The organism is Stenotrophomonas sp. OVS01A (assembly GCF_019969775.1).
GTDB lineage: Bacteria > Pseudomonadota > Gammaproteobacteria > Xanthomonadales > Xanthomonadaceae > Stenotrophomonas > Stenotrophomonas indicatrix.
In genome coordinates this window covers 1,824,179-1,843,929 of sequence record NZ_JAHXYV010000001.1, presented here as the reverse complement: position 1 = coordinate 1,843,929, position 19,751 = coordinate 1,824,179, and the positions used below count along the sequence as shown (strand labels likewise).

General features: G+C 67.7%; 17 protein-coding genes. 12 read left to right on the top strand and 5 right to left on the bottom strand.

The window, feature by feature from the left end:
* The first annotated feature begins 81 nt into the window (after positions 1–81).
* Positions 82–714: a hypothetical protein gene (locus LC407_RS08615; protein WP_099784515.1), complete on the top strand. Its 633-nt coding sequence runs from the start codon at positions 82–84 to the stop codon at positions 712–714.
* Positions 715–741: 27 nt separating this feature from the next.
* Here the strand turns inward: LC407_RS08615 and LC407_RS08610 are convergent, their stop codons facing one another.
* A complete protein-coding gene (locus tag LC407_RS08610) occupies positions 742–1,383 on the bottom strand; it encodes a hypothetical protein (protein ID WP_059064427.1) in 642 nt (213 codons plus the stop codon).
* 184 nt (positions 1,384–1,567) lie between these two features.
* On the opposite strand from LC407_RS08610, the gene LC407_RS08605 reads away from it, so the two are divergent.
* Entirely contained in the window at positions 1,568–2,728 is a 1,161-nt protein-coding gene (locus LC407_RS08605) for an amidohydrolase family protein (protein ID WP_223482636.1), read from the top strand.
* A gap of 444 nt (positions 2,729–3,172) precedes the next feature.
* Here LC407_RS08605 and LC407_RS08600 read toward each other — a convergent pair whose 3' ends face one another.
* Complete coding sequence (locus LC407_RS08600; RefSeq protein ID WP_032975274.1) at positions 3,173–4,054, bottom strand: LysR substrate-binding domain-containing protein; 882 nt, start codon at positions 4,052–4,054, stop codon at positions 3,173–3,175.
* Positions 4,055–4,148: 94 nt separating this feature from the next.
* Between LC407_RS08600 and LC407_RS08595 the strand changes: the two genes are divergently transcribed.
* Positions 4,149–4,850 carry an ankyrin repeat domain-containing protein gene (locus LC407_RS08595; RefSeq protein ID WP_223482634.1) on the top strand — a complete coding sequence of 234 codons (702 nt, stop codon included), beginning with the start codon at positions 4,149–4,151 and terminating at the stop codon, positions 4,848–4,850.
* 49 nt (positions 4,851–4,899) lie between these two features.
* The gene (locus LC407_RS08590; RefSeq protein WP_032975277.1) at positions 4,900–6,366 is read left to right on the top strand and encodes an amidohydrolase family protein; all 1,467 of its coding nucleotides are present in this window, start codon (positions 4,900–4,902) and stop codon (positions 6,364–6,366) included.
* 15 nt (positions 6,367–6,381) lie between these two features.
* Here the strand turns inward: LC407_RS08590 and LC407_RS08585 are convergent, their stop codons facing one another.
* Positions 6,382–7,311: a LysR family transcriptional regulator gene (locus LC407_RS08585; RefSeq protein WP_025878522.1), complete on the bottom strand. Its 930-nt coding sequence runs from the start codon at positions 7,309–7,311 to the stop codon at positions 6,382–6,384.
* 94 nt (positions 7,312–7,405) lie between these two features.
* Here LC407_RS08585 and LC407_RS08580 point away from each other — a divergent pair, with 94 nt between their 5' ends.
* Entirely contained in the window at positions 7,406–8,602 is a 1,197-nt protein-coding gene (locus tag LC407_RS08580; protein ID WP_134832713.1) for an MFS transporter, read from the top strand.
* A gap of 594 nt (positions 8,603–9,196) precedes the next feature.
* Here LC407_RS08580 and LC407_RS08575 read toward each other — a convergent pair.
* The gene (locus LC407_RS08575) at positions 9,197–9,850 is read right to left on the bottom strand and encodes a response regulator transcription factor (RefSeq protein WP_032975280.1); all 654 of its coding nucleotides are present in this window, start codon (positions 9,848–9,850) and stop codon (positions 9,197–9,199) included.
* A complete protein-coding gene (locus LC407_RS08570; protein WP_223482633.1) occupies positions 9,843–12,866 on the bottom strand; it encodes a sensor histidine kinase in 3,024 nt (1,007 codons plus the stop codon). Before LC407_RS08570 ends, LC407_RS08575 begins: the two co-directional genes overlap by 8 nt.
* Before the next feature lie 104 nt (positions 12,867–12,970).
* Between LC407_RS08570 and LC407_RS08565 the strand changes: the two genes are divergently transcribed.
* The 7 genes from LC407_RS08565 (at position 12,971) to LC407_RS08535 (ending at position 19,748) form a co-directional block, all read left to right on the top strand.
* On the top strand, positions 12,971–13,303 hold the full coding sequence (locus LC407_RS08565; RefSeq protein WP_223482632.1) for a hypothetical protein: 333 nt from the start codon (positions 12,971–12,973) through the stop codon (positions 13,301–13,303).
* A gap of 78 nt (positions 13,304–13,381) precedes the next feature.
* Positions 13,382–13,798 (top strand): AraC family transcriptional regulator, encoded by a 417-nt coding sequence (locus LC407_RS08560; RefSeq protein WP_025878527.1) that lies wholly within the window; start codon positions 13,382–13,384, stop codon positions 13,796–13,798.
* Complete coding sequence (locus tag LC407_RS08555) at positions 13,795–14,451, top strand: hydrolase (RefSeq protein WP_033831352.1); 657 nt, start codon at positions 13,795–13,797, stop codon at positions 14,449–14,451. Before LC407_RS08560 ends, LC407_RS08555 begins: the two co-directional genes overlap by 4 nt.
* A 2-nt stretch (positions 14,452–14,453) precedes the next feature.
* Positions 14,454–14,879 carry a DoxX family membrane protein gene (locus LC407_RS08550; RefSeq protein ID WP_025878529.1) on the top strand — a complete coding sequence of 142 codons (426 nt, stop codon included), beginning with the start codon at positions 14,454–14,456 and terminating at the stop codon, positions 14,877–14,879.
* A gap of 119 nt (positions 14,880–14,998) precedes the next feature.
* Positions 14,999–16,846, top strand: a complete 1,848-nt coding sequence (locus LC407_RS08545) for an amidohydrolase (protein WP_223482694.1) — start codon at positions 14,999–15,001, stop codon at positions 16,844–16,846.
* Complete coding sequence (locus LC407_RS08540) at positions 16,825–18,108, top strand: alginate export family protein (RefSeq protein ID WP_317850708.1); 1,284 nt, start codon at positions 16,825–16,827, stop codon at positions 18,106–18,108. The genes LC407_RS08545 and LC407_RS08540 overlap by 22 nt, the downstream gene beginning before the upstream one ends.
* Complete coding sequence (locus LC407_RS08535; protein ID WP_223482630.1) at positions 18,102–19,748, top strand: MFS transporter; 1,647 nt, start codon at positions 18,102–18,104, stop codon at positions 19,746–19,748. The genes LC407_RS08540 and LC407_RS08535 overlap by 7 nt, the downstream gene beginning before the upstream one ends.
* Positions 19,749–19,751 lie beyond the last annotated feature (3 nt).

The following is a 19,751-nucleotide window of genomic DNA, read 5'->3' as shown; positions in this document are numbered from 1 at the left end:
CCGGGCCTTTCTTTGTGTGGCACTTCGCTTCCAGCGCCATGCAATGGCATGCTCACCCAATCAGCAGGGAGGAAACAACGCATGGACGTTCGTCATCTGATGGTTGTGGTGCTCGCAGTCGCGGGCTGCAGCAGCAAAGAAGAAGCACCGGCAGCCGCTGCCCAGGATGCCACGATGGCGCCTGCCGACCGGGTTGAGGCAGCAACACGGATACGCGCTGCTGCAACATCCCTGCACACCGCTCCCGCTTCGCCCGGGGCTGCAGTCATTGCTGCGGCGGCCAAGCCAGCTGAAGGAACGTTCCTCGCCGGCGAGCGCAGCCTGTTGAGTGAGGGGGCTATGTCCGTTGAACGATTCCATGCGGTGGTCGGTTCCAACAGAGCATTCGCACAGGCGGTCAGCCAATTCGAGCAGGATGCCGCACGCCAACCGGAAGCACAGGATCTGACCGGGCTGTACAGGTCAGCGGTGACTGCGGCGCTTGACGGGAATACGGACGTGGTCTCGTTCGCATGCGGCTACAGCTTGTGCCTCGGCGAGATCCGCAGCCGGAGCGAAGACGGTTTCAGCGCCTGGGCGCACTCCTTCGGGAAGGGCAACACGCCTCCCGTCTATGCATTCGCAACGGCCGAGTACACGCTGGGCCGGAACCTGCATTCGGGACGCTTCGTGTTCTCCACCGATCCGGCTGCCAACGGCATCACCACCCAGTAGGTCGGGACATGCCGGGCGGATGAAACGTTACGGCAGCGCCTGCACCAGGTACGACTCGATGACGTAGCTGAAAGGCTGCTGCTGGCGGTCGCGCAGCAGTGCGCGCACTTCCAGGATCACACCATGGTCGCCTTCGCCGCGCGGCGGCCAGAACGTCTGGTCGGTCACGGTCTGGCGCTGGAAGCCCAGCGGACCGACCACGCGGCCGAACGGCTCGTCGGTCGTGTCCAGGACCTGGTTCATGGCCGGGCTGAGATGGTCGGGCAGGTACCAGTTGTCGGCCTCGGACAGCACGCGGCTGCCGCAGGCCAGCTGCACGCGCCGGTAACGCAGGGGCGTGGAGGCAGTGGCGCCCAGGGCCTGCAGCACGTCGGCCGGCGCGGTCTTGTCCTGGCCGTGCACACGCACGGCACGAACCCGGGCCTGCTCGGCCAAGCCGTGCTCGGCGCACCAGCTTTCCAGGGTGGCGGTGGCGCTCTGGCCGGCCAGCACGCGCTGGTGCAGTACCTCCACCAGCGCGGCGGAGGCAATCCGCTGCTGGCCCGGCGGCGCCTGCAGGGGCGCGCTGGCGCTGGCATCGGTGGCGGACAGGCTGGCGATCGGGGCAGCGGCCAGCAGGGACGCGGCCTGCCAGCGGCGAAGACGATCGTGGCGGTCGGACGGGCCCATGCGGCATCACAGCGGAAACAGGCGCCCATGTTACCCGTTCAGGCGTGTATCCGGCGTCCCTGCGGCGCACGGTCGCGGACGGGATTCATCGTGCCGGTGAATGCATGGCATGCAGATATTTCGTTGGCCGATGGACGCGGCGGCGGGCAGGATGGCGCCAGTGTTGGCTTTCCGGAAGAACCTGATGACCCTGCAGTTCGTCCATGGCGGCGTCGATCGCGACGGTGCCCCGCTGAATTTCCACATCCGTGATGGCCGGTTTGTCGGCATCAATGGCGACGATGCAGCAGCACAGGGAGCCGAAAGCGTCGATCTGACCGGCTTTACCGTGCTGCCTGGACTGGTCGACGGCCATATCCACCTGGACAAGAGTTTCGTCGGCGACCGCTGGCATCCGCATCAGCCGGTGAACAGCCTGCGCGAGCGTCTGGCAGTGGAAAAGGCCGCGATTGCCACCGCCGCACCCATGGCCGATCGTGCCGAGGCCCTGATCCGCCAGTGCAGCGGATTCGGTACGGTGGCGATGCGGTGCCACGTCGACATCGATGGCAGCACCGGCCTGCGTCACCTGGAGGCGGTGCGTGAAGCGGCGCTGCGTTGTGCCGACATCATGCGCATCCAGTTGGTGGCATTCCCACAGGCGGGCGTGATGTCGTGCCCGGGTACGGCGGCCATTCTGGAACACGCGATCGCTGCCGGGGTGGAGGTGCTTGGAGGCATCGACCCGAGCACGCTGGACGGGGATGCCGAAGGCCAGCTTGCGCTGTTGTTCGGGCTGGCCGAGCGCTATGGCGTGCGTCTGGACATCCATCTGCACGAGCCGGGCGAGACCGGGCTGGCGCAGCTGCTGCGGATCGCCGCGCGCACACGCGCGGCGGGCCTGCAGGGCAGGGTGGCGGTCAGTCACGCCTATGCGCTGGGCGAGGTGCCGTTGGCGCGGGCGCTGCAGGTGGGTGAGGCCTTGGCTGCCGCAGGCGTAGCGATCATGAGCAATGCGCCGGGCGACCATCCGTTCCCGCCGCTGCGTGCTCTGCACGACGCCGGTGTGCGCGTGTTTGCCGGCAACGACAACATCCGCGACTGCTGGTGGCCCTATGGCAATGGCGACCTGCTGCAGCGGGCGATGCTGCTGGGCTATCGGTCGGGCTTCTACACCGATGCGGACCTGATGCTGGCGCTGGACATGGTCACCACCCATGCGGCGGAGGTGATCGGGTTGCCGCAGTACGGCATTGCAGAAGGTCGTCCGGCTACCTTCGTGGCGGTGCGTGCCGACCATGGCCCGGCGGCGGTGGCCGCAGTGCCGGCCGAGCGACGCGTGGTGGTCGACGGCCGTTGGCTGTAGCGGCCGGGCCGTGCCCGGTAACACCTGGTAGTGCCGGCCGCTGGCCGGCAACTTCAACAGCAACAGCCGAAGCAACAGCGGCATTCCGAGGTAGGGCGGTGCGGTGTCGGATTGCGGGGACGCCGCAAGTACGTCCCTGTAGGCTCAGCCGCGCCATCCATGGCGCGGATGCCCCGCAATCCGACACCGCCCCGCCTTCGACAGGTTCCCGCTGACTAGTAGATCCACGCCATGCGTGGATGAATCTCCATTGGAAATCGAATATCTCGAAAAGCATCCACGCGTGGCGTGGATCTACTGGTCGACCAAGGTCGACACCTACCAAGAGCAGGCCATGCCACCCCGCCATCCGACAGGAAACCAGCTGTTGCTGTTGAGCTTGCTGTTGAGGTTGCCGGCCAGCGGCCGGCACTACCAATGCGGTGCAGGGCGCAGCCCTGCCGACTATTCCGGCTCGCGCTGCACCTGTCGCCACAACTCGCTGGCCAGCGCACGCACCGCATCATCGGCATCGGCGCGATGCAGCAGGCCGATCTCGTAGTTGTCGACAAGTGGCAGGTCGCGCTGCCCATCGATGATGCGGTGTTCGCGGTTGACCGCGCGCCGTGGCAGCAGGCTGATGCCGATGCCGTCGGCCACCGCGCCCTGGATGCCGCTCAGCGAGGAACTGGTAAACGCGATGCGCCAGCGCAGGCCCAGAGCCTCGACGGCCTGGATCATCTCGTCGCGGTACAGCCCGCGCGGCGGGAAGGTGACCAGTGGCAGCGGGTCCTGCTGCAGGCTGCTGCTGCGCAGGCTGTCGATCCAATGCATCGGTTCGCGCCGGCAGTGCACGGCCTGGCGGGTGTTGCGACGCTGCTTGACCAGCACCAGGTCCAGCTCGCCATGGTCGAAGCCATGGGCCAGATCACGGCTGAGGCCGCTGCTGATTTCCAGCTTGACCTGCGGGTGGCGGCGACTGAAGGCGGCCAGCATGCGCGTGGTCTGCGGGTTCACGAAGTCCTCCGGCACGCCGATGCGCACCGCGGTCTCCACGGTGGCGCCGGCCAAGGCCTGGGCCAGTTCCTCGTTCAGATCCAGCATGCGCCGGGCATAGCCCAGCAGGGTGTGCCCGGCGTCGGTGGGATGCACGTCGCGGTGGCCGCGTTCAAGCAGGCGGTGGCCGGCAAGCTCCTCCAGGCGGCGGATCTTCTGGCTGACCGTGGACTGGGTTGAATGCAGGCGGGTAGCCGCGGTGGTGAAGCTGCCACAGTCGGCGACCATCACCAGGGCCCGCAGCAGGTCCAGTTCGAACACTGTTCTATTCGATTTGGCACTGTCTTGCATTTGAACATTTCACTTCTGGATACCCGTGCCGACTTCTACCATGCAGGGCAGGGGCCGGCAATGGCCGGCGCCATTGCGCATGAGGAGAGTCACGATGCACCACCCTCGCTCCCGGCAGCGCCGTTCGGCATTGGCCCGCATGCTGCTGCTGTGCCTGCTGGCCATGGTCATCCCGGCGTGTACGGCGACTTCCCGAAGCGACGCCGATGCGCAGCTGCGCGATGCCGCCAGCCGCGGTGATGCCCGCGCCGTGCGCGAGGCACTGGATGCGGGTGCTGATCTGGAGGCGCGTGACGGCCAGGGCCGCACGGCCCTGCTGCTGGCCACCCACGGGAACAGCGTGGACGCGGCGCGGGAACTGATCGAGGCCGGTGCCGACGTCAATGCCAAGGACGCGATGCAGGACAGCGCGTACCTGTATGCCGGCGCGCGCGGCCTGGATGAGATCCTGGCGCTGACGCTCGCCCACGGTGCAGACCTGCGCAGCACCAACCGCTATGGCGGTACCGCGCTGATTCCTGCGGCCGAACGCGGCCACGTCGCCACCGTGCGTACGCTGCTGCGCGCCGGCGTGGCCGTGGATCATGTCAACCGCCTGCACTGGACTGCACTGCTGGAGGCGATCCTGCTTGGCGATGGCGGCCCGCGCCACGTGCAGATCGTACAGCTGCTGCTGGACGCTGGCGCCAACCCCGAGCTTGCCGATGACGACGGCGTAACGCCGCTGGCGCATGCCAAGCAACGCGGCTACACCAACATCGAAACCCTGCTGCGCCAGCATGGCGCGACGCGCTGACACCCGCCCCTTCCACCCGCACGCTGCCGTGCCCACCAGGATGCCGTCCATGTTCCGTTCCCATCCGTTGTCCCTTGCCGTCCTTCTTGCCGTTGCACCGCTGTCGGCGTCTGCCGCCGAGCGCGCCGATCTGCTGATCCGCAACGCCACGGTGGTCGATGTCGAGCACGCGCGCAGCGTGCCCGGGCAGAGCGTGGTCATCCGTGGCGAGGACATCGTCGCGGTCGGTCCCGATGCGCAGCTACGCAGCCAGTGGAGCGCCAGCCGGCAGATCGACGCCAAGGGCAAGTACCTGATTCCAGGCCTGTGGGACATGCACGTGCACTTCGGTGGTGGTCCGGCGCTGGTGGAAGAGAACAAGGCGCTGCTGCCGCTGTACATCGCTCATGGCATCACCACGATCCGCGATTGCTCCGGTGATCTTCCGCAGCAGGTACTGCAGTGGCGCGGCGACATCGCCAACGGCACGCTGTTCGGTCCGCGCCTGCTGACCTCCGGTGCGAAAATCGAAGGCATCAAGCCGGTCTGGAAGGGCACCATCGAAGTGGGCAGCAAGGCCGACGCGGACAAGGCGATCGAGCGCCTGCAGCACGACAAGGTCGACTTCGTGAAGATCACCGACAGCACGCTGACGCCGGAGCTGTTCCTGTACTCGGCCAGCGCGGCGCGCAAGGCGGGTCTCAAGGCCTCGGGCCACATTCCGATGGCGTTGACGGTGGAGCAGGCCGTGGATGCGGGCCTGGCCTCGATCGAGCATCTGGACTATGCCTTCAAGGCTGGCAGCAAGGACGAGGCGCAGATCGCCGCCGATTTCGGCGCCGGGCGCATCGATCGCGCCGAAGCCAACCGCCGGCTCGACGCCAGCTTCGATCGCGAAACCGCGCTGCATGCCTACCGTGATTTCGCCAAGCGTGGCGTATTCGTGACGCCGACCCTCAACGGTGGCCGCATCCTCGACTTCCTCGACCAGGATGACCACGCCAACGACCCGTATCTGGCCTATATCGGCCCGGGCCTGCGCGCGACCTACACCTGGCGCATCGAACGCGCGGCCAAGGCCACCCCGGCGCAGATCGAGGCGCGCCATGCGCAGTACCACCAGGTGGCTGCGGTGCTGCCGCTGCTGCAGGAAGCGGGAGTGACGATCATTGCCGGTACCGATGCTGGCTTCCTCAATTCGTTCAACTACCCCGGCATCGGCCTGCACCAGGAACTGCAGCTGTTCGTGAAGGAAGGCCTGAGCGCACCGCAGGCGCTGTCGGCCGCCACCCGTTCGGGCCCGGCCTGGTTCGGCCAGATGCAGCGCTATGGCGGCGTCGCCACGGGCAAGGCGGCCGATCTGGTGCTGCTGACCGCCAACCCGTTGCAGGACATCGCTGCCACCGAAAAGATCGACAGCGTGATCCTGCGCGGTGATGTGTACGATCGCGCGGCGCTGGACAAGATGCTGGCCGACACCAAGGCAAAGGTCGCTGCATGGAATGCCGTGGCGAAGCAGGACCACGCTTCGCAGTGATGCGGCCGGTAGCGCCTAGCGCGGTGCCGGCCGCATGCCATGCAGCTGCGGCAGCGTGGTTTTCATCGCATCGATGAAGGCGCGCAGGCGCAGCGGTTGCTGTCGCGCAGCAGGGAACACCAGATGCACCGGCAGCGGTGGTGCCTGCCAGTCCGCTAAAAGCTGCACCAACCGACCTTCGGCCAGATCCTCGGCCACCAGCCAGGCCGACACCACTGCGGCCCCCAATCCCGCACGTGCGGCCTGCTGCACCACGAACAGGTTGTCACTCAGCAGGCGCGGCGTGATCGACAGCGTGTGCGCACGGCCCTGCGCATCGTGCAGCAGCAGACGTTCGCGGTAGTAGGTGACCAGCGAGATCCACGGCAATGCCTGCGCCTGTTCGGGGGTGGTGATCGACTCCGCATCGGCCAGCGACGGTGCGGCCACGACAATGCGAGGTACTTCGGCCAGCGGCAGGGCAACCACGCGCGGTTCATCGACCGCGCCGACCCGCACCGCGCAGTCGATGCCTTCGGCGATGAAGTCCGGGCGGCGGTCCTCGAGGATCCACTCCAGGCTCAGTTGTGGATGCTGGGCCAGGAAGTCGAGCATGGTGGGCAGCAGCTGCGCCTGGCCGAACGCATGCGGCACCATCACCCGCAGGCGGCCGCTGAGCCTCTGTGTCTGCCCGTGCAGCTCGGCCTGCAGCGCTTCCCATTCGTCCACCACCCGCTGCGCATGGCGTTGGCAGCGCTGGCCGTCCTCGGTCAGCAGCAGGCCGTGGGTAGAGCGCTGCAGCAGGCGCAGGCCCAGCTGCCGTTCCAGGGCTTGAAGCCGACGGCTGACGGTGGGCTGGGTGGTGCCCAGCTGCACGGCGGCGGCCGAAAGGCTGCCGCTGTCGACGATGCGCAGGAAGGTACGCAGCAGGTCCAGGCGGTCGCCGCCCGATGCGAGATCGTTCATGCGTATGGCGTATGTAAAGTATGTTGTTGAGCCTACTACAGACGCCTCGCGAATGTAGGCACGCTAGGCTCCAATTCTCTCCCTGGTGCCTTCCATGCCCGCTCCCTCGCTCTCAACCGTCGTCTCTGCGCCACGCGCTGCGCCCGCCCCATCGCTGGTGCTGGCCATGGCCGCCGGCGCGGGCTTTTCGGTGGCCTCGCTCTATTACAGCCAGCCGATGCTGGGCCTGATCGCGCAGGATCTGGCTGCGGGCGAGCGTGCCGTGGGCCTGGTGCCGACGTTGACCCAGCTGGGCTATGCGCTGGGCATCCTGCTGCTGGCTCCGTTGGGCGACCGCTTCGACCGGCGCAACCTGATCCTGCTGAAGTCGGTGCTGCTGGCGTTGGCCCTGGGGGCGGCCGCCTTGGCCGGCCAGTTGCCGGGGCTTCTTGTTGCCAGCCTGCTGGTGGGGCTGATGGCCACGCTGGCACAGGACATCGTGCCGGCCGCCGCGGTGCTGGCACCGGATGCGCAGCGCGGGCAGGTGGTGGGCAGGGTGATGACCGGCCTGCTGCTGGGCATCCTGCTGTCGCGCGTGGTCAGCGGCGTGGTGGCCGAAGCCTGGGGCTGGCGCGTGCAGTTCGGCCTGGCAGCGCTTTCGGTGCTGGCGATGGGGGCGGTGATGGCACGCGCACTGCCGCACTTCGCTGCGACCAGTACGCTGCGTTATCCGGCGCTGCTGGGTTCGTTGCTGGCGCTCTGGCGTGAGCAGCCGCAGCTGCGCCGCGCCGTGGCCAGCCAGTCGCTGCTGGCGGTGGGCTTCAGTGCGTTCTGGTCGACGCTGGCGCTGATGCTGCACGCACGGCTGGGCCTGGGCAGTGCCGCCGCGGGTGCGTTCGGCATTGCCGGTGCTGCGGGTGCATTGGCGGCACCGGTTGCCGGTCGTTTTGCAGATCGGTTGGGCAGCCCTGCAGTCGCGCGGTTGGCGATTGCCGTCGCCTTGGTTGGCTTTGCGCTGTTGCTGGTCGATGCGTGGCTGCCGGCCGTGGCGCTGCTGCCGTTGCTGGTGGTCAGCGCGCTGCTGTTCGACTTCGGTTTCCAGTCGGCGCTGGTCGCGCACCAGACCCTGGTCTACGGCCTGGTGCCGCCGGCGCGCAGTCGCCTCAATGCACTGCTGTTCACCGGCATGTTCATCGGCATGGCTGGCGGCGGTGCGTTGGGCAGCCTGGCGCTGGCGCAGTGGGGTTGGCACGGCGTGGCGTGGCTGGCGACGATCTGCGCCGGTGGCAGCCTGCTGATCCGTCTGCGTTGAGGGTGGTTCGGCAGGGCTGCGCCCTGCACCTGCTGTAGTGCCGGCCGCTGGCCGGCAACCTCAACCTCAATCTCAACAGCAACAGCAACAGCAACAGCGGGTATTCCGTGGGGGCGGGGCGGTGTCGGATTGCGGGGACGCCGCAAGTACGTCCTTGTAGGCTTGGCAGCCGCATCCATGCGGCTGACACCCCGCAATCCGACACCGCCCCGCCTTCGACAGTTGTCCGGTGTCTGTTGGTCCATCTGTGCTTCGCTTGGATCAAATCCAATCGAAATCGAATATTTCGACAATTGATCGAAGAGCATCCACGCATGGCGTGGATCTACGTGTCGACCAAGGTCGACACCCACCAAGAGCAGGCCATGACATTCCGACAGATCGCGGGAAATTGTCGGAGGCGGGGAGGGGACAGATGGCGGGGGCGTGAGCGCCATGGATGGCGCGACCGAGCTTACATGGACGTACTTGCAGCGTCCCCCGCCATCTGTCCCCTCCCCGCCATCCCAAGGAATGCAGGCTTTTGCTGTTGCTGTTGCTGTTGCTGTTGCTTCGGCCTCTGCGGGTGCAGGGCGCAGCCCTGCCGAAACCCCTTCACTCCTGACCGGTGTCATCCAGGCTGATGATTCCGCGACGCAGTGCCTGGGTTACCGCGTGCGTCCGGTCGCCAACGCCCAGTTTTTCCATCAGGCTCTTCATGTGTGCCTTCACCGTCTGCTCGGAAATCTGCATGCGTTCGCCGATGCGCTTGTTCGACAGGCCGCCGGCCACGTGGCGCAGCACTTCGGTTTCGCGTGGCGACAGCCGGTCTTCCACCACGTGCGCGGCGATGCTGGCCGCCACTTCCGCCGGTATCGGTGCGCGGCGCCCACTGGCCACGGTGCGGATGGTGGCCACCAGTTCGTGGCGCAGCATGTCCTTCAGCAGGTAGGCGCTGGCACCGGCCTGCAGCGCGCGCACGGCGCGCACGTCGCCGCGGTAGGTTGTCAGCACGATGATGCGTGCGCGGGGATCGATCGCACGGATCCGCACGATTGCTTCCACGCCATCCATGCGTGGCATCTGCAGGTCCATCAGCACCACATCCGGGCGCAGCTGCTGGTAGCGGGCAAGGGCTTCCTCGCCGTCGGCTGCTTCGCCGAGCAGGCGCAGGTCGGCATGTGCGCCGAGCAGTGCGGCCAGGCCATCGCGCAACAGCGGATGGTCATCAACCACCAGCACGCCGATGGGAGGAAGGGATTCAGTCATGGGAGGTTCTGCTCCAGGGCCAACGCCAGCGCGGTGGATGTCGGTGATACAAGCGACGGGCCGGCACGGACAGCGCGACTTCGGTACCCAGGCCGGGGCGTGTCCACAACTGCAGCTCCGCACCCAGCCGTTGTGCGCGCTCGCGCATGCCCTGCATGCCCCAGTGTCCGCCGCCGGCGTTGTCATTGGCGATGCCGACGCCATCGTCGCGCACATGCAGCAGGAAGCAGCGCGTGCCGTAGGACAGTTCCACTTCGATGGCACTGGCCTGCGCATGCCGCAGCGCGTTGCGGATGGCCTCGCGCCCGATCAGGAACACTTCCTCGGCGGCTTCGGCCTGCAGCGGCGGCGGGGTGCCTTCCATGGTCAAGCGCAGTGGATTGGTGCCTTGGCCTGCATATTCGGCATGCACGTCGGCCAGTGCAGAGGCGAGATCGCGGCCGGCAAACGGTGCGTCGCGCAGCGCGTTGACCCGTTCCCGGCCTTCGGCCAGATTGCGCTCGGCCAGCAGCATCGCCGATTCCAGCTGGGTGCGTACCGGCTCTGGTGTCTGTGCCGACTGGCTGATGGCGTGCAGGCGCAGGATGAGTCCCTGGCTACCCTGCAACAGGGTGTCGTGCAGATCGCGCGCAATGCGCTCGCGCTCGCCGTTGCGTTCCTGCAGGCGGGCGCGGAACAATGCCGCCAGCTGCCGGCTGCGGACCCGCACGGCCAGCGCCAGCGCAGCCATCACCACGCAGACGCACAACAGTTTGAACCAGGCGGTCTGCAGGAACGTCGGTGCGATGTGGAAGCTGCGGCTGGCTGGCGTGCTGCTCCAGATGCCATCTTCGTTGGCTGCTTCCACCTCGAAGCGGTAATGGCCCGGCGCGAGGTTGGTGTAATAGGCGCGCGTGCTCGCGCCGGCCTCCTGCCAAGCGTCGTCCACGCCGGACAGTCGGTAGCGGTAGCGGTTGCGCTCGGGCCGCGCCAGCGACAGCGCGACATAGTCGATCTGCAGCTGGGTAGTGCCGGCCGGCAGGCGCAGTCCCTCCTGCAAGGGGGCCTGGGTACTGCCATACAGCACGTCACCGATGCGCACGCCAGGCGCCATGGTGTTGATGTGCGACTGCCGCGTGTCCAGCCACGCCAGGCCTTGATTGGTGGCAAGCCACAGCAGGCCATCAGCCGCCAGTACCGCAGTGGGGATGGGGCCGCTCTGCAGGGCGATGCCCGGCATGCCGTCAACCGCGTCGAACAGGCGGGGGGCTATCGCCTGGTCGTTGCGCAGCGCGCTGCGCAGGGTGGCAACCTGCAACCGCACCAGGCCGCGGCTGCCATTGAGCCAGAGCAGCCCGTTCGCATCGGCGACCATGCCGGTGATGCCTTCCAGCACGCCGGCCATGTCGGTGCGCACCGGCAGGAAGCGGCCGTTGCCGAAACGCGCGGCCAGGCCGGCCTCGCCGGCGACCAGCAGCAGATCCTTGTGCTGCAGCAACGCGGTTACCGGGCCTACCGACAGTCCTTCGGTGGCGCCGTAGGTGTTGACCGTGCCGCCGTGCAGGCGGCGCAGGGTGCCATCGGCGTAGCCCAGCAGCAGCGCACCGTCATCGGTACGCGCCAGCGACGAACAGGCCTGCTCGGGAAGCCGGGTTTCGCGACGCCAGCGGTTGTCCGTGTAGTGCAGCACCGCGCGTTCGCCGGCGCAGGCCCAGGCCTGGTCCGCATCGGCAAACAGCAGGGCGTGCAGTGGCTGCCCGGTGAACGGTGCCGGCAGCGGTATGAGGGTGGTGTGGCCGCTGACGGTACGCGCCAGATTGATCCAGTCGAACTGCCACACCGGAGTGGGTGCCTGCCGTGCCGCGGCCTGCAACTGCGCAGCGCTGCCGCCCAGCAGCGGACGCCGCAGGTCGAACAGCTTCAGGTCTTCGCCATAGCCATACACCCGGCCATCAATGGCTCGTACCAATGACCGGTACGGATCGGTAGGGCCCACGGACAAGGTCTGCACGCTGTGCGCACGGAAGCGGTTGAGGCCGAGGTTGGTGCCTACCCAGATGTTGCCTTCGCGATCGGCAAGGACCGGCACTGCCGACGTCGCGGTAAGGCCCTGCGCGGCATCGAAGCGCTCCATGCGCACAGCCTGTTGGCCGTCGAAGGTGACCCGGGCCACGCCACCGTGCGGGCTGAGCGTGGCCCACAGGGCCCCGTCGGCCGTGAACTGCAGACGCGAGGCGACCAGCCCGGGCAGCCGCCGTGCTTCACGTTCCTCGGCGGGCAACAGGCCATGCGCGTTGGCCAGCGGCGACGTGCCGCGCACGCGGTCGGCCAGCCAGACTTCGCCGCGCGGGCTCTCGACCAGCGAGGCCATCTGCGAGACCGCGATGCCGGTGGCTTCGAAGCGGGCCGCGCCAGGAGGGCGACGCCATATCTGCAGGTCCGCCAGCACCCAGAACGTGCCGTGGCGGTCCTGCAGCACCCATTGCACGCGTCTCTGCGGCAGGCCGAAGGAAGCCGGCGGCTCCTGCCAGCGATGTCCATCGAACCAGCGCAGGCCGCCATTGACGGCAGCCCACAGGCGGCCGTTGCGGTCATGCGCGAAGCGGGGGACAACACCCACCGGCACGCCCTGCGGGCGGCCGAAGCTGCGCAGGCGTTCCTGCGTGAACTGGCTGATGCCTGCCTGGAAGTAGCCGATCCACAGGCCACCATCGTCGCCATCGAGGCCGAGGGTGACCATGTTGGTGGAGGGAAAACGGGTGCCCGCCGGTGCGGCCTGCCGCTCGAAACGCCGGCCGTCGAAGCGGTACAGGCCCGAACCCGTCGCCAGCCACAACATGCCCTGGCGGTCCTGGACGATATCCCAGATATCCCCCGGGGCGCCCTGGCCGACGCGCCAGGCGGTGTGCTGATAGCCGGGCATGCCATCGCTCACTGCGGGTTGCTGCACGGCGAAGACGGGCAGGGCAGTCAACAACAGCAGGCACGACAGCAGCGCCGGCAGGCGACGCAGGATGGGGAAGGGGCGGCCACGCATGCGGTCATTCTGGCAGGTGCGGGGCAGGCCGGGGTGACCCGTTCGGGGTAGGCGTACCGCTTCGGTGTCCGCTATCACGCCGTGATGGATGACGGAGCCCGGCGATGCAGCGCTTGTATGTGATGTTCCCTGACCGCGGCCCCGGACTGGGATTGCTGTGGCTGCGCCTGTGCGTGGCAGGAGGGCTGTTGGCGGGCGGAAGTCCGGCCGGTGTGCCGGGACTGCTGTGCCTGGCGGCGATCGGCCTGCTGCTGCCTGGGCTGCTGACCCCGCTGGCGGTGATGCTGGCGGTGCCGGGGTTGTACGGACAGGGCGCGGCGCTGCCCTGGCTGCTGCTGCCGTTGGCCCTGCTCATGCTGGGCCCGGGCGCGTATTCGCTGGATGCGCGGTTGTTCGGCCGCCGCCTGCTGCAGCGCCGGCCTCCCCCGAATGGGTGAGCGCCGGCCTCGACCGACGGGGGTAGGGCGATCGCAGCCGGCGGCACACCATGGGTGCTCCCGTCGCGGCGCTCCTTCATGGCTACCGTCCAGCCTCCTGCCCTGTCCGCAACCACGTTGGCACCGCACCAGTCGGCTGCCCTGCAGCGTGCGCTGCGCTACATCGACGAGCACCTGTCGCAGCCGCTGCGGGTGACCGAGCTGGCTGCCGTTGCCTGCGTAAGCCGGTTCCATCTGGTGCGGTTGTTCCGCATGGGTACCGGCGCCAGTCCGCTGCGTTACGTGCGCCGTCGGCGCATCGAACGCGCCACGCAGCTGCTGCCGACGGCCGCGCAGTCGATGACCTGCCTGGCCCAGCATCTTGGCTTTTTCGACCAGAGCCACTTCGTCCGCAGCTTCCGCGCCGAGACCGGCTGCAGTCCCGGCCAGTACCTGGCCGATGGCGCGGCACGTTCCCAGCCCCCTGTTGTTTCCTCCACCGGAGTCCACCCATGAGCCTCGCCACCGCCACCCCCGCCAAAGCACTGCTGTCACCGGCCGACCACGCCCTGATACTGATCGACTACCAGTCGCAGATGGCATTTGCCACCCACACCATCGACATCTCCGCGCTGCGCAACAACGTGTCGTTGATCAGCAAGGGCGCCAAGGGTTTCAAGGTGCCGGTGGTGCTGACCACGGTGGCCGAGAAGTCGTTCTCCGGCCCGATGTTCCCGGAGCTGCCGGCGATCTTCCCCGGCCAGGCGGTGTTCGATCGCACGTCGATGAACACCTGGGAAGACCAGCCGGTGATCGATGAGGTGAACCGCATCGGCAAGCGTCGGCTGGTGCTCGCCGGCTTGTGGACCAGTGTGTGCATCGTCGGCCCGGCGCTGTCGGCGCTGGAGCAGGGATTTGAGGTCTACGTGATCACCGATGCCTGCGGCGATGTCAGCGAAGAGGCGCACGAACGTGCGATCGCCCGCATGGTGCAGGCCGGTGCCGTGCCGATCACCAGCGTGCAGTACCTGCTGGAACTGCAGCGCGACTGGGCGCGTGCTGAAACCTACGACCTGACCACCGGCATCGCCCGTGACCATGCGGGTGGCTATGGCGTCGGCATCCAGTACGCCAAGACCATGTTCGGCGCGCAGGAAGGCGGGCACTGAGCGTGCGCGATGGCCATGGCCTCGACCTGGCCTTGTTGATCCTGCGGGTGGCGGCGGGAGGATTCCTGCTGCCGCATGCGCTGGGCAAGTTGTTCGGCTGGTTCAACGGGCCGGGCCTGGCAGGTTTTGCCGGCGAACTGCGTGGCTTCGGTCTGCCGTCGTCGGCGCCGCTGCCACTGCTGCTGGCGCTGCTGCAGGTGGTGGCCGGTAGCGCTGTGATGCTGGGCTGGCAGGCCCGGATCGCCGCGCTTGTCGCTGCCGCCTTCATCGCCTTCACCGCCCTGCTGGCGCTGCGCAACGGGTGGTTCTGGATGCGCGGCGGTGCCGAGTATCCGTTGTTGTGGACGCTGGCACTGCTGGCCATCGCCCTGGCCGGGCCCGGTGCATGGGCGGTGGATGGTCTGCTTCTTTCTGGAGACATCGCGTGAACAACGAACCTCTCGATCCTGGCCGCCGCAATGTGGTGCTGGCCACCAGTGCCGCGCTGGCGCTGGGCCTGGCTGGCGGTACCGCCGCGGCCATCCAATCCCCTTCCAAGGAGCGTCGCATGAGCACACTGGTCATCCGCAACGCACGCATCACCACGCTTGATCCGCAGCAGCCGCATGCGCAGGCACTGGCCGTGCAGAACGGCCGCATCGTTGCCGTGGGAAGCGACGAGGACATCATGCGCGGTTGGGGCAGCGAAGCCACGATCGTCGATGCGCAGGGGCGGCGCATCGTGCCCGGACTCAATGACAGCCACACCCACCTGATCCGCGGTGGCCTGAACTACAACCTGGAACTGCGCTGGGATGGCCTGCGTTCACTGGCCGATGCGATGGCCATGCTGAAGGCGCAGGTTGACCGCACGCCTGCGCCGCAGTGGGTGCGCGTGGTCGGTGGATTCACCGCGACCCAGTTCACCGAAAAGCGCCTGCCGAGCCTGCAGGAGCTGAACGACATCGCTCCGGATACGCCGGTGTTCCTGCTGCACCTGTACGACCGCGCGCTGCTCAATCGCGCCGCGCTGCGTGCCTGTGGCTATACCAAGGAAACGCCGGACCCGCCCGGCGGACAGATCGTGCGCGATTCGCTGGGCAACCCGACCGGCCTGCTGCTGGCCAAGCCGAATGCACTGATCCTGTATGCGACCCTGGCCAAGGGGCCGAAGCTGCCGGTCGAATACCAGGCCAATTCAACCCGCCATTTCATGCGCGAGCTGAACCGCCTGGGCATCACCTCGGTGATCGACGCCGGAGGCGGTTTCCAGAACTACCCCGAGGACTACCAGGTCATCGAGCAGCTGCATCGCGATGATCAGCTGACCGTGCGCATCGCCTACAACCTGTTCACCCAGAACAAGGGCAGCGAGGTCAGCGATTTCCGCGGCTGGAGCGAGATGCTGCAACCGCGCCAGGGCGATGACCTGCTGCGCCACAATGGTGCCGGCGAGATGCTGGTGTTCTCCGCAGCCGACTTTGAACTGTTCAACGAGCCGCGCCCGGAACTGCCACCGGAACTTGAGCCGGAGCTGCACGATGTGGTGAAGCTGCTGGTGGAGAAGCGCTGGCCGTTCCGCATCCATGCGACCTATGACGAAAGCATCAGCCGCATCCTCGACGTCTACGAGCAGGTCAACCGTGAGGTGCCGTTCGATGGCCTGCACTGGTTCATCGACCATGCCGAGACCATCACCCCGCGCAACATCGAGCGTATCCGTGCACTCAACGGCGGCATCGCCGTGCAGCACCGCATGGCTTACCAGGGCGAGGCATTCGTGCAGCGCTATGGCGTGCAGGCGGCGCGGCACACGCCACCGGTGAAGCGGATGCTGGCCGAGGGCGTGCCGGTCGGCGCCGGCACCGATGCTACCCGCGTGGCCAGCTACAACCCGTGGGTGGCGCTGTCGTGGCTGGTGACGGGACGCACCGTCGGCGGCCTGGCCCTGTACGGTGATGAGAACCTGCTGGAGCGCGAGCAGGCCCTGCGCCTGTGGACACAGGGCAGCGCCTGGTTCTCCGGCGACGAAGCGGTGAAGGGCACGCTGAAGGTGGGCCAGCTGGCCGACTTCATCCTGCTGTCGGCCGACTTCTTCCGCGTCGATGAGCAGCAGATCGCCGACATCACCAGCCTGCTGACCGTGGTGGGTGGCCGCATCGTGCATGGCGACGGCGACTACGCCGGGTTGGCGCCGCAGCTGCCTCCGGCGATGCCGGACTGGTCGCCGGTGAACCGCTTCGGTGGCTACCACGTCGGTGGCGGGGCGACCGGGTTGGCTGCGGCGCACCGTCATCACCATGGTGTGGCCTGCGGCACCCATGGTGCGCATGGCCACGCGGTCCGTCATCCGGCGCCAACCGACGACCTGACCGCGTTCTGGGGCGCGATGGGGTGTTCGTGCTTCGCGTTCTGACCCTGGCATCGCTGGTGTTGCCGTCGTTGGCGCTGGCCTGCGGCGGTGGTGCCTGTACCACGGTTGGCGACGGCAAGTTGCAGTGGGATGCATCGCTGCGCCTGCGTGGCATGTACTACGCCCCGACCCGGTTTGGCGTCGGTGCTGGCGACGATGGCTACGGCCTGCTGCGTGCGCTGGCTTCTGCCTCCTTCGCGCAGGGTGATTGGCAAGCGAAGCTGCAGCTGGGTACGCATGCCGAGCGCGGCAAGGCCGGTGGCCCAGGTCGTACCGATCGCGGCGCGCTGGACGTGCAGCAGGCGTACTGGCGCTGGTCCGGCGCTGGCATGCACGTGCAGCTGGGCCGGCAGGAAGCGGGCTATGGCAGCTCGCGCCTGTTGTCGGTGCGCGACGGGCCGAACATCCGCCTGGCCTTCGATGGTGCGCGGGTGGGGTGGCAGGGCAGGCTGGGCGTACTGGACCTGATGGCGCTGCGCCCGGTCGAGAACCGCCCGGGTGCTTTCGATGACCGCGGTGAGCGCGGTGCACACCTGCTCGGCGCGTATGCGACCACGGCCAAGGGCGCTGGCATCAGCCAGTGGGACCTTTACCTGCTCGACTATCGTCGCGAGGGCGCGCGCTTCGCCGCGGGCAGCGGCACCGAGCGGCGGCAGACCCTGGGCGCGCGCTGGTTCGGCCAGTCGGGTGCGCTGGAATGGAATACCGAACTGGTGGCGCAGGGCGGTGAACTGCGGGCGGTGACCGGCGATCTGGACATCCGCGCCTGGACCCTCGCCACCGATACCGGTTGGCGCTGGAGCGCGCTGCCGCTGCAACCGCGGCTTGGCCTGAAGGCCGACATTGCCAGCGGCGACGCAGACCCGGGTGATGGTCGGCTGGGTACGTTCAATGCGTTGTTTCCCAAGTCCGCCTATTTCAGCGAAGCCAGCCTGTTGGCACCGGCCAACCTGATGGATCTGCAACCGACACTGGCACTGCGCCTGCATGAGGCGGTGACCACCGAGCTGGGTGTACAGCTGGCCTGGAAGCATCGGCGCGCCGATGCGGTCTATACCACGCCGGCACCGTTGGCAGCGTTGCCCGGCAGTGCCGGAGGCGCACGCCGCATCGGTACCCAGTACAAATCCGAAACCCGCTGGCAGGTCAATGACCACTGGCAATGGCAGCTGCAGCTGGCCTGGGTCGACGCGGGTCCTGCACTGACGCAGGCCGGCGGCCGGGACACGCTGTTCGCCTCAATCGTTGGAGCTTGGCAATGGTGAACGCATCGGCGTCACAACACTCCCCGCAGGTCGATGGCGCATGGTCGCCGTTGAAGATCCGCATGTTCCGCTCGATCTGGCTGGCGATCCTGGCCAGCAACATCGGTACCTGGGTCAACGACGTGGCTGCGGCCTGGGTGATGGCCGAACGCACCGGTTCGGCGCTGATGGTCGCGCTGGTGCAGTCGGCCACCACCGTGCCGATCGTGCTGTTGGCGCTGGCGGCCGGGACCCTGGCCGACATCGTCGACCGCCGCAAGTACCTGCTGTTCACCCAGGGCTGGATGCTGCTGGTGGCGGCAGCGACCGCGGTGCTCACGGCATTGGACCTGCTGACGCCGCAGCTGCTGGTGCTGCTGACCTTCTGCATGGGCTGCGGTGCGGCAATGGCGATGCCGGCACAGGCCGCGATCGTCTCCGAGCTGGTTCCGCAGCCGATGCTGGCCTCGGCCGTGGCACTCAACTCCATCGGCATCAACATTGCCCGTTCCATCGGGCCGGCCATCGGCGGGGTGATCGTGGCCCAGCTGGGTGCGGTGTGGGCCTTCGGGTTCAACGCCATCACCTTTGCCGCCATGCTGTTCGTGGTGTGGGGCTGGAAGCGTGATCCGAAGGCGTCCAGCCTGCCGCCCGAAGGGCTCGGCGCTGGCCTGAAGGCGGGCCTGCGCTATGCCAGCCGTGCCGGTCGCCTGCAGGCGGTACTGATCAAATCGGCCGGCTTCTTCTTCTTCGCCGCGGCGATGAACGCGATGCTGCCGGTGGTGGTGCGCGGGCAGATGCAGGGCGGAGCGGGGCAGTACGGCGTGCTGCTGGGTTGCATCGGTATCGGTGCGGTGGGCGGTGCGCTGCTGCTGCCGAAGCTGCGGGCCAGGCTTGACCGCGACCTGCTGGTGCTGCTGGCCACCTTGTCGCTGGCAGCAAGCCTGGCCGGCCTGGCGCTGACCCGCAGCTGGTACGTGTTGCCGCTGGTGATGCTGGTCAATGGCTTTGCCTGGATCACCGTACTGTCCTCGTTGCAGATCGCAGCGCAGACGGCGGTGCCGGCCTGGGTGAGGGCGCGTGCGCTTGCCCTGTACATCATGGTGTTCTCGGCCGGCATGGCGGCCGGTGGCCTGAGTTGGGGCGCACTGGCGCAGCGCACATCGCCCGAGCTGGCACTGCTGGTGGCTGCTGCAGGTGCGGTCATCGGCGGCCTGCTGGTGTGGCGGGTACGCATTGCAGGCGCCGAAGATCTGAACCTGAGCCCGGCCGGGCACTGGCCAGCTCCGGAACTGTCGGTGCCGGTGTCGAATGATCGCGGACCGGTGCTGGTGACCATCGAATATCGCATCGATGCCGCCGACCGCGCCGCGTTCCAGGCGCAGATGCGCACGCTGGGAACGATCCGTCGGCGCGATGGTGCCGTGGTCTGGGGCGTGGTCGAAGATGTGGCAACCCCGGGCATCCATCTGGAGTATTTCGTCGCAGCGTCGTGGTTGGAGCACCTGCGCCAGCATGAACGCATCACCGCCGACGACAAGGCGATCCAGGAGGCGCTGCGCGCGCTGCATCGCGGCGAGCGCGCGCCGGTGGTGCGTCACTTCGTTGGCGGCCATGATCCATTGCCGGCGGCGGCGCCGCATCACCACAGCGATATCTGATGG

What these genes read in the sequence shown, in the direction of transcription:
- LC407_RS08565 (WP_223482632.1), top strand. Translation starts at nt 12,971, where the DNA reads ATGCAGCGCTTGTATGTGATGTTCCCTGACCGCGGCCCCGGACTGGGA.
- LC407_RS08575 (WP_032975280.1), bottom strand. Translation starts at nt 9,850, where the DNA reads ATGACTGAATCCCTTCCTCCCATCGGCGTGCTGGTGGTTGATGACCAT.
- LC407_RS08595 (WP_223482634.1), top strand. Translation starts at nt 4,149, where the DNA reads ATGCACCACCCTCGCTCCCGGCAGCGCCGTTCGGCATTGGCCCGCATG.
- LC407_RS08600 (WP_032975274.1), bottom strand. Translation starts at nt 4,054, where the DNA reads ATGCAAGACAGTGCCAAATCGAATAGAACAGTGTTCGAACTGGACCTG.
- LC407_RS08545 (WP_223482694.1), top strand. Translation starts at nt 14,999, where the DNA reads ATGAGCACACTGGTCATCCGCAACGCACGCATCACCACGCTTGATCCG.
- LC407_RS08615 (WP_099784515.1), top strand. Translation starts at nt 82, where the DNA reads ATGGACGTTCGTCATCTGATGGTTGTGGTGCTCGCAGTCGCGGGCTGC.
- LC407_RS08610 (WP_059064427.1), bottom strand. Translation starts at nt 1,383, where the DNA reads ATGGGCCCGTCCGACCGCCACGATCGTCTTCGCCGCTGGCAGGCCGCG.
- LC407_RS08560 (WP_025878527.1), top strand. Translation starts at nt 13,382, where the DNA reads ATGGCTACCGTCCAGCCTCCTGCCCTGTCCGCAACCACGTTGGCACCG.
- LC407_RS08580 (WP_134832713.1), top strand. Translation starts at nt 7,406, where the DNA reads ATGCCCGCTCCCTCGCTCTCAACCGTCGTCTCTGCGCCACGCGCTGCG.
- LC407_RS08555 (WP_033831352.1), top strand. Translation starts at nt 13,795, where the DNA reads ATGAGCCTCGCCACCGCCACCCCCGCCAAAGCACTGCTGTCACCGGCC.
- LC407_RS08585 (WP_025878522.1), bottom strand. Translation starts at nt 7,311, where the DNA reads ATGAACGATCTCGCATCGGGCGGCGACCGCCTGGACCTGCTGCGTACC.
- LC407_RS08590 (WP_032975277.1), top strand. Translation starts at nt 4,900, where the DNA reads ATGTTCCGTTCCCATCCGTTGTCCCTTGCCGTCCTTCTTGCCGTTGCA.
- LC407_RS08570 (WP_223482633.1), bottom strand. Translation starts at nt 12,866, where the DNA reads ATGCGTGGCCGCCCCTTCCCCATCCTGCGTCGCCTGCCGGCGCTGCTG.
- LC407_RS08605 (WP_223482636.1), top strand. Translation starts at nt 1,568, where the DNA reads ATGACCCTGCAGTTCGTCCATGGCGGCGTCGATCGCGACGGTGCCCCG.
- LC407_RS08535 (WP_223482630.1), top strand. Translation starts at nt 18,102, where the DNA reads ATGGTGAACGCATCGGCGTCACAACACTCCCCGCAGGTCGATGGCGCA.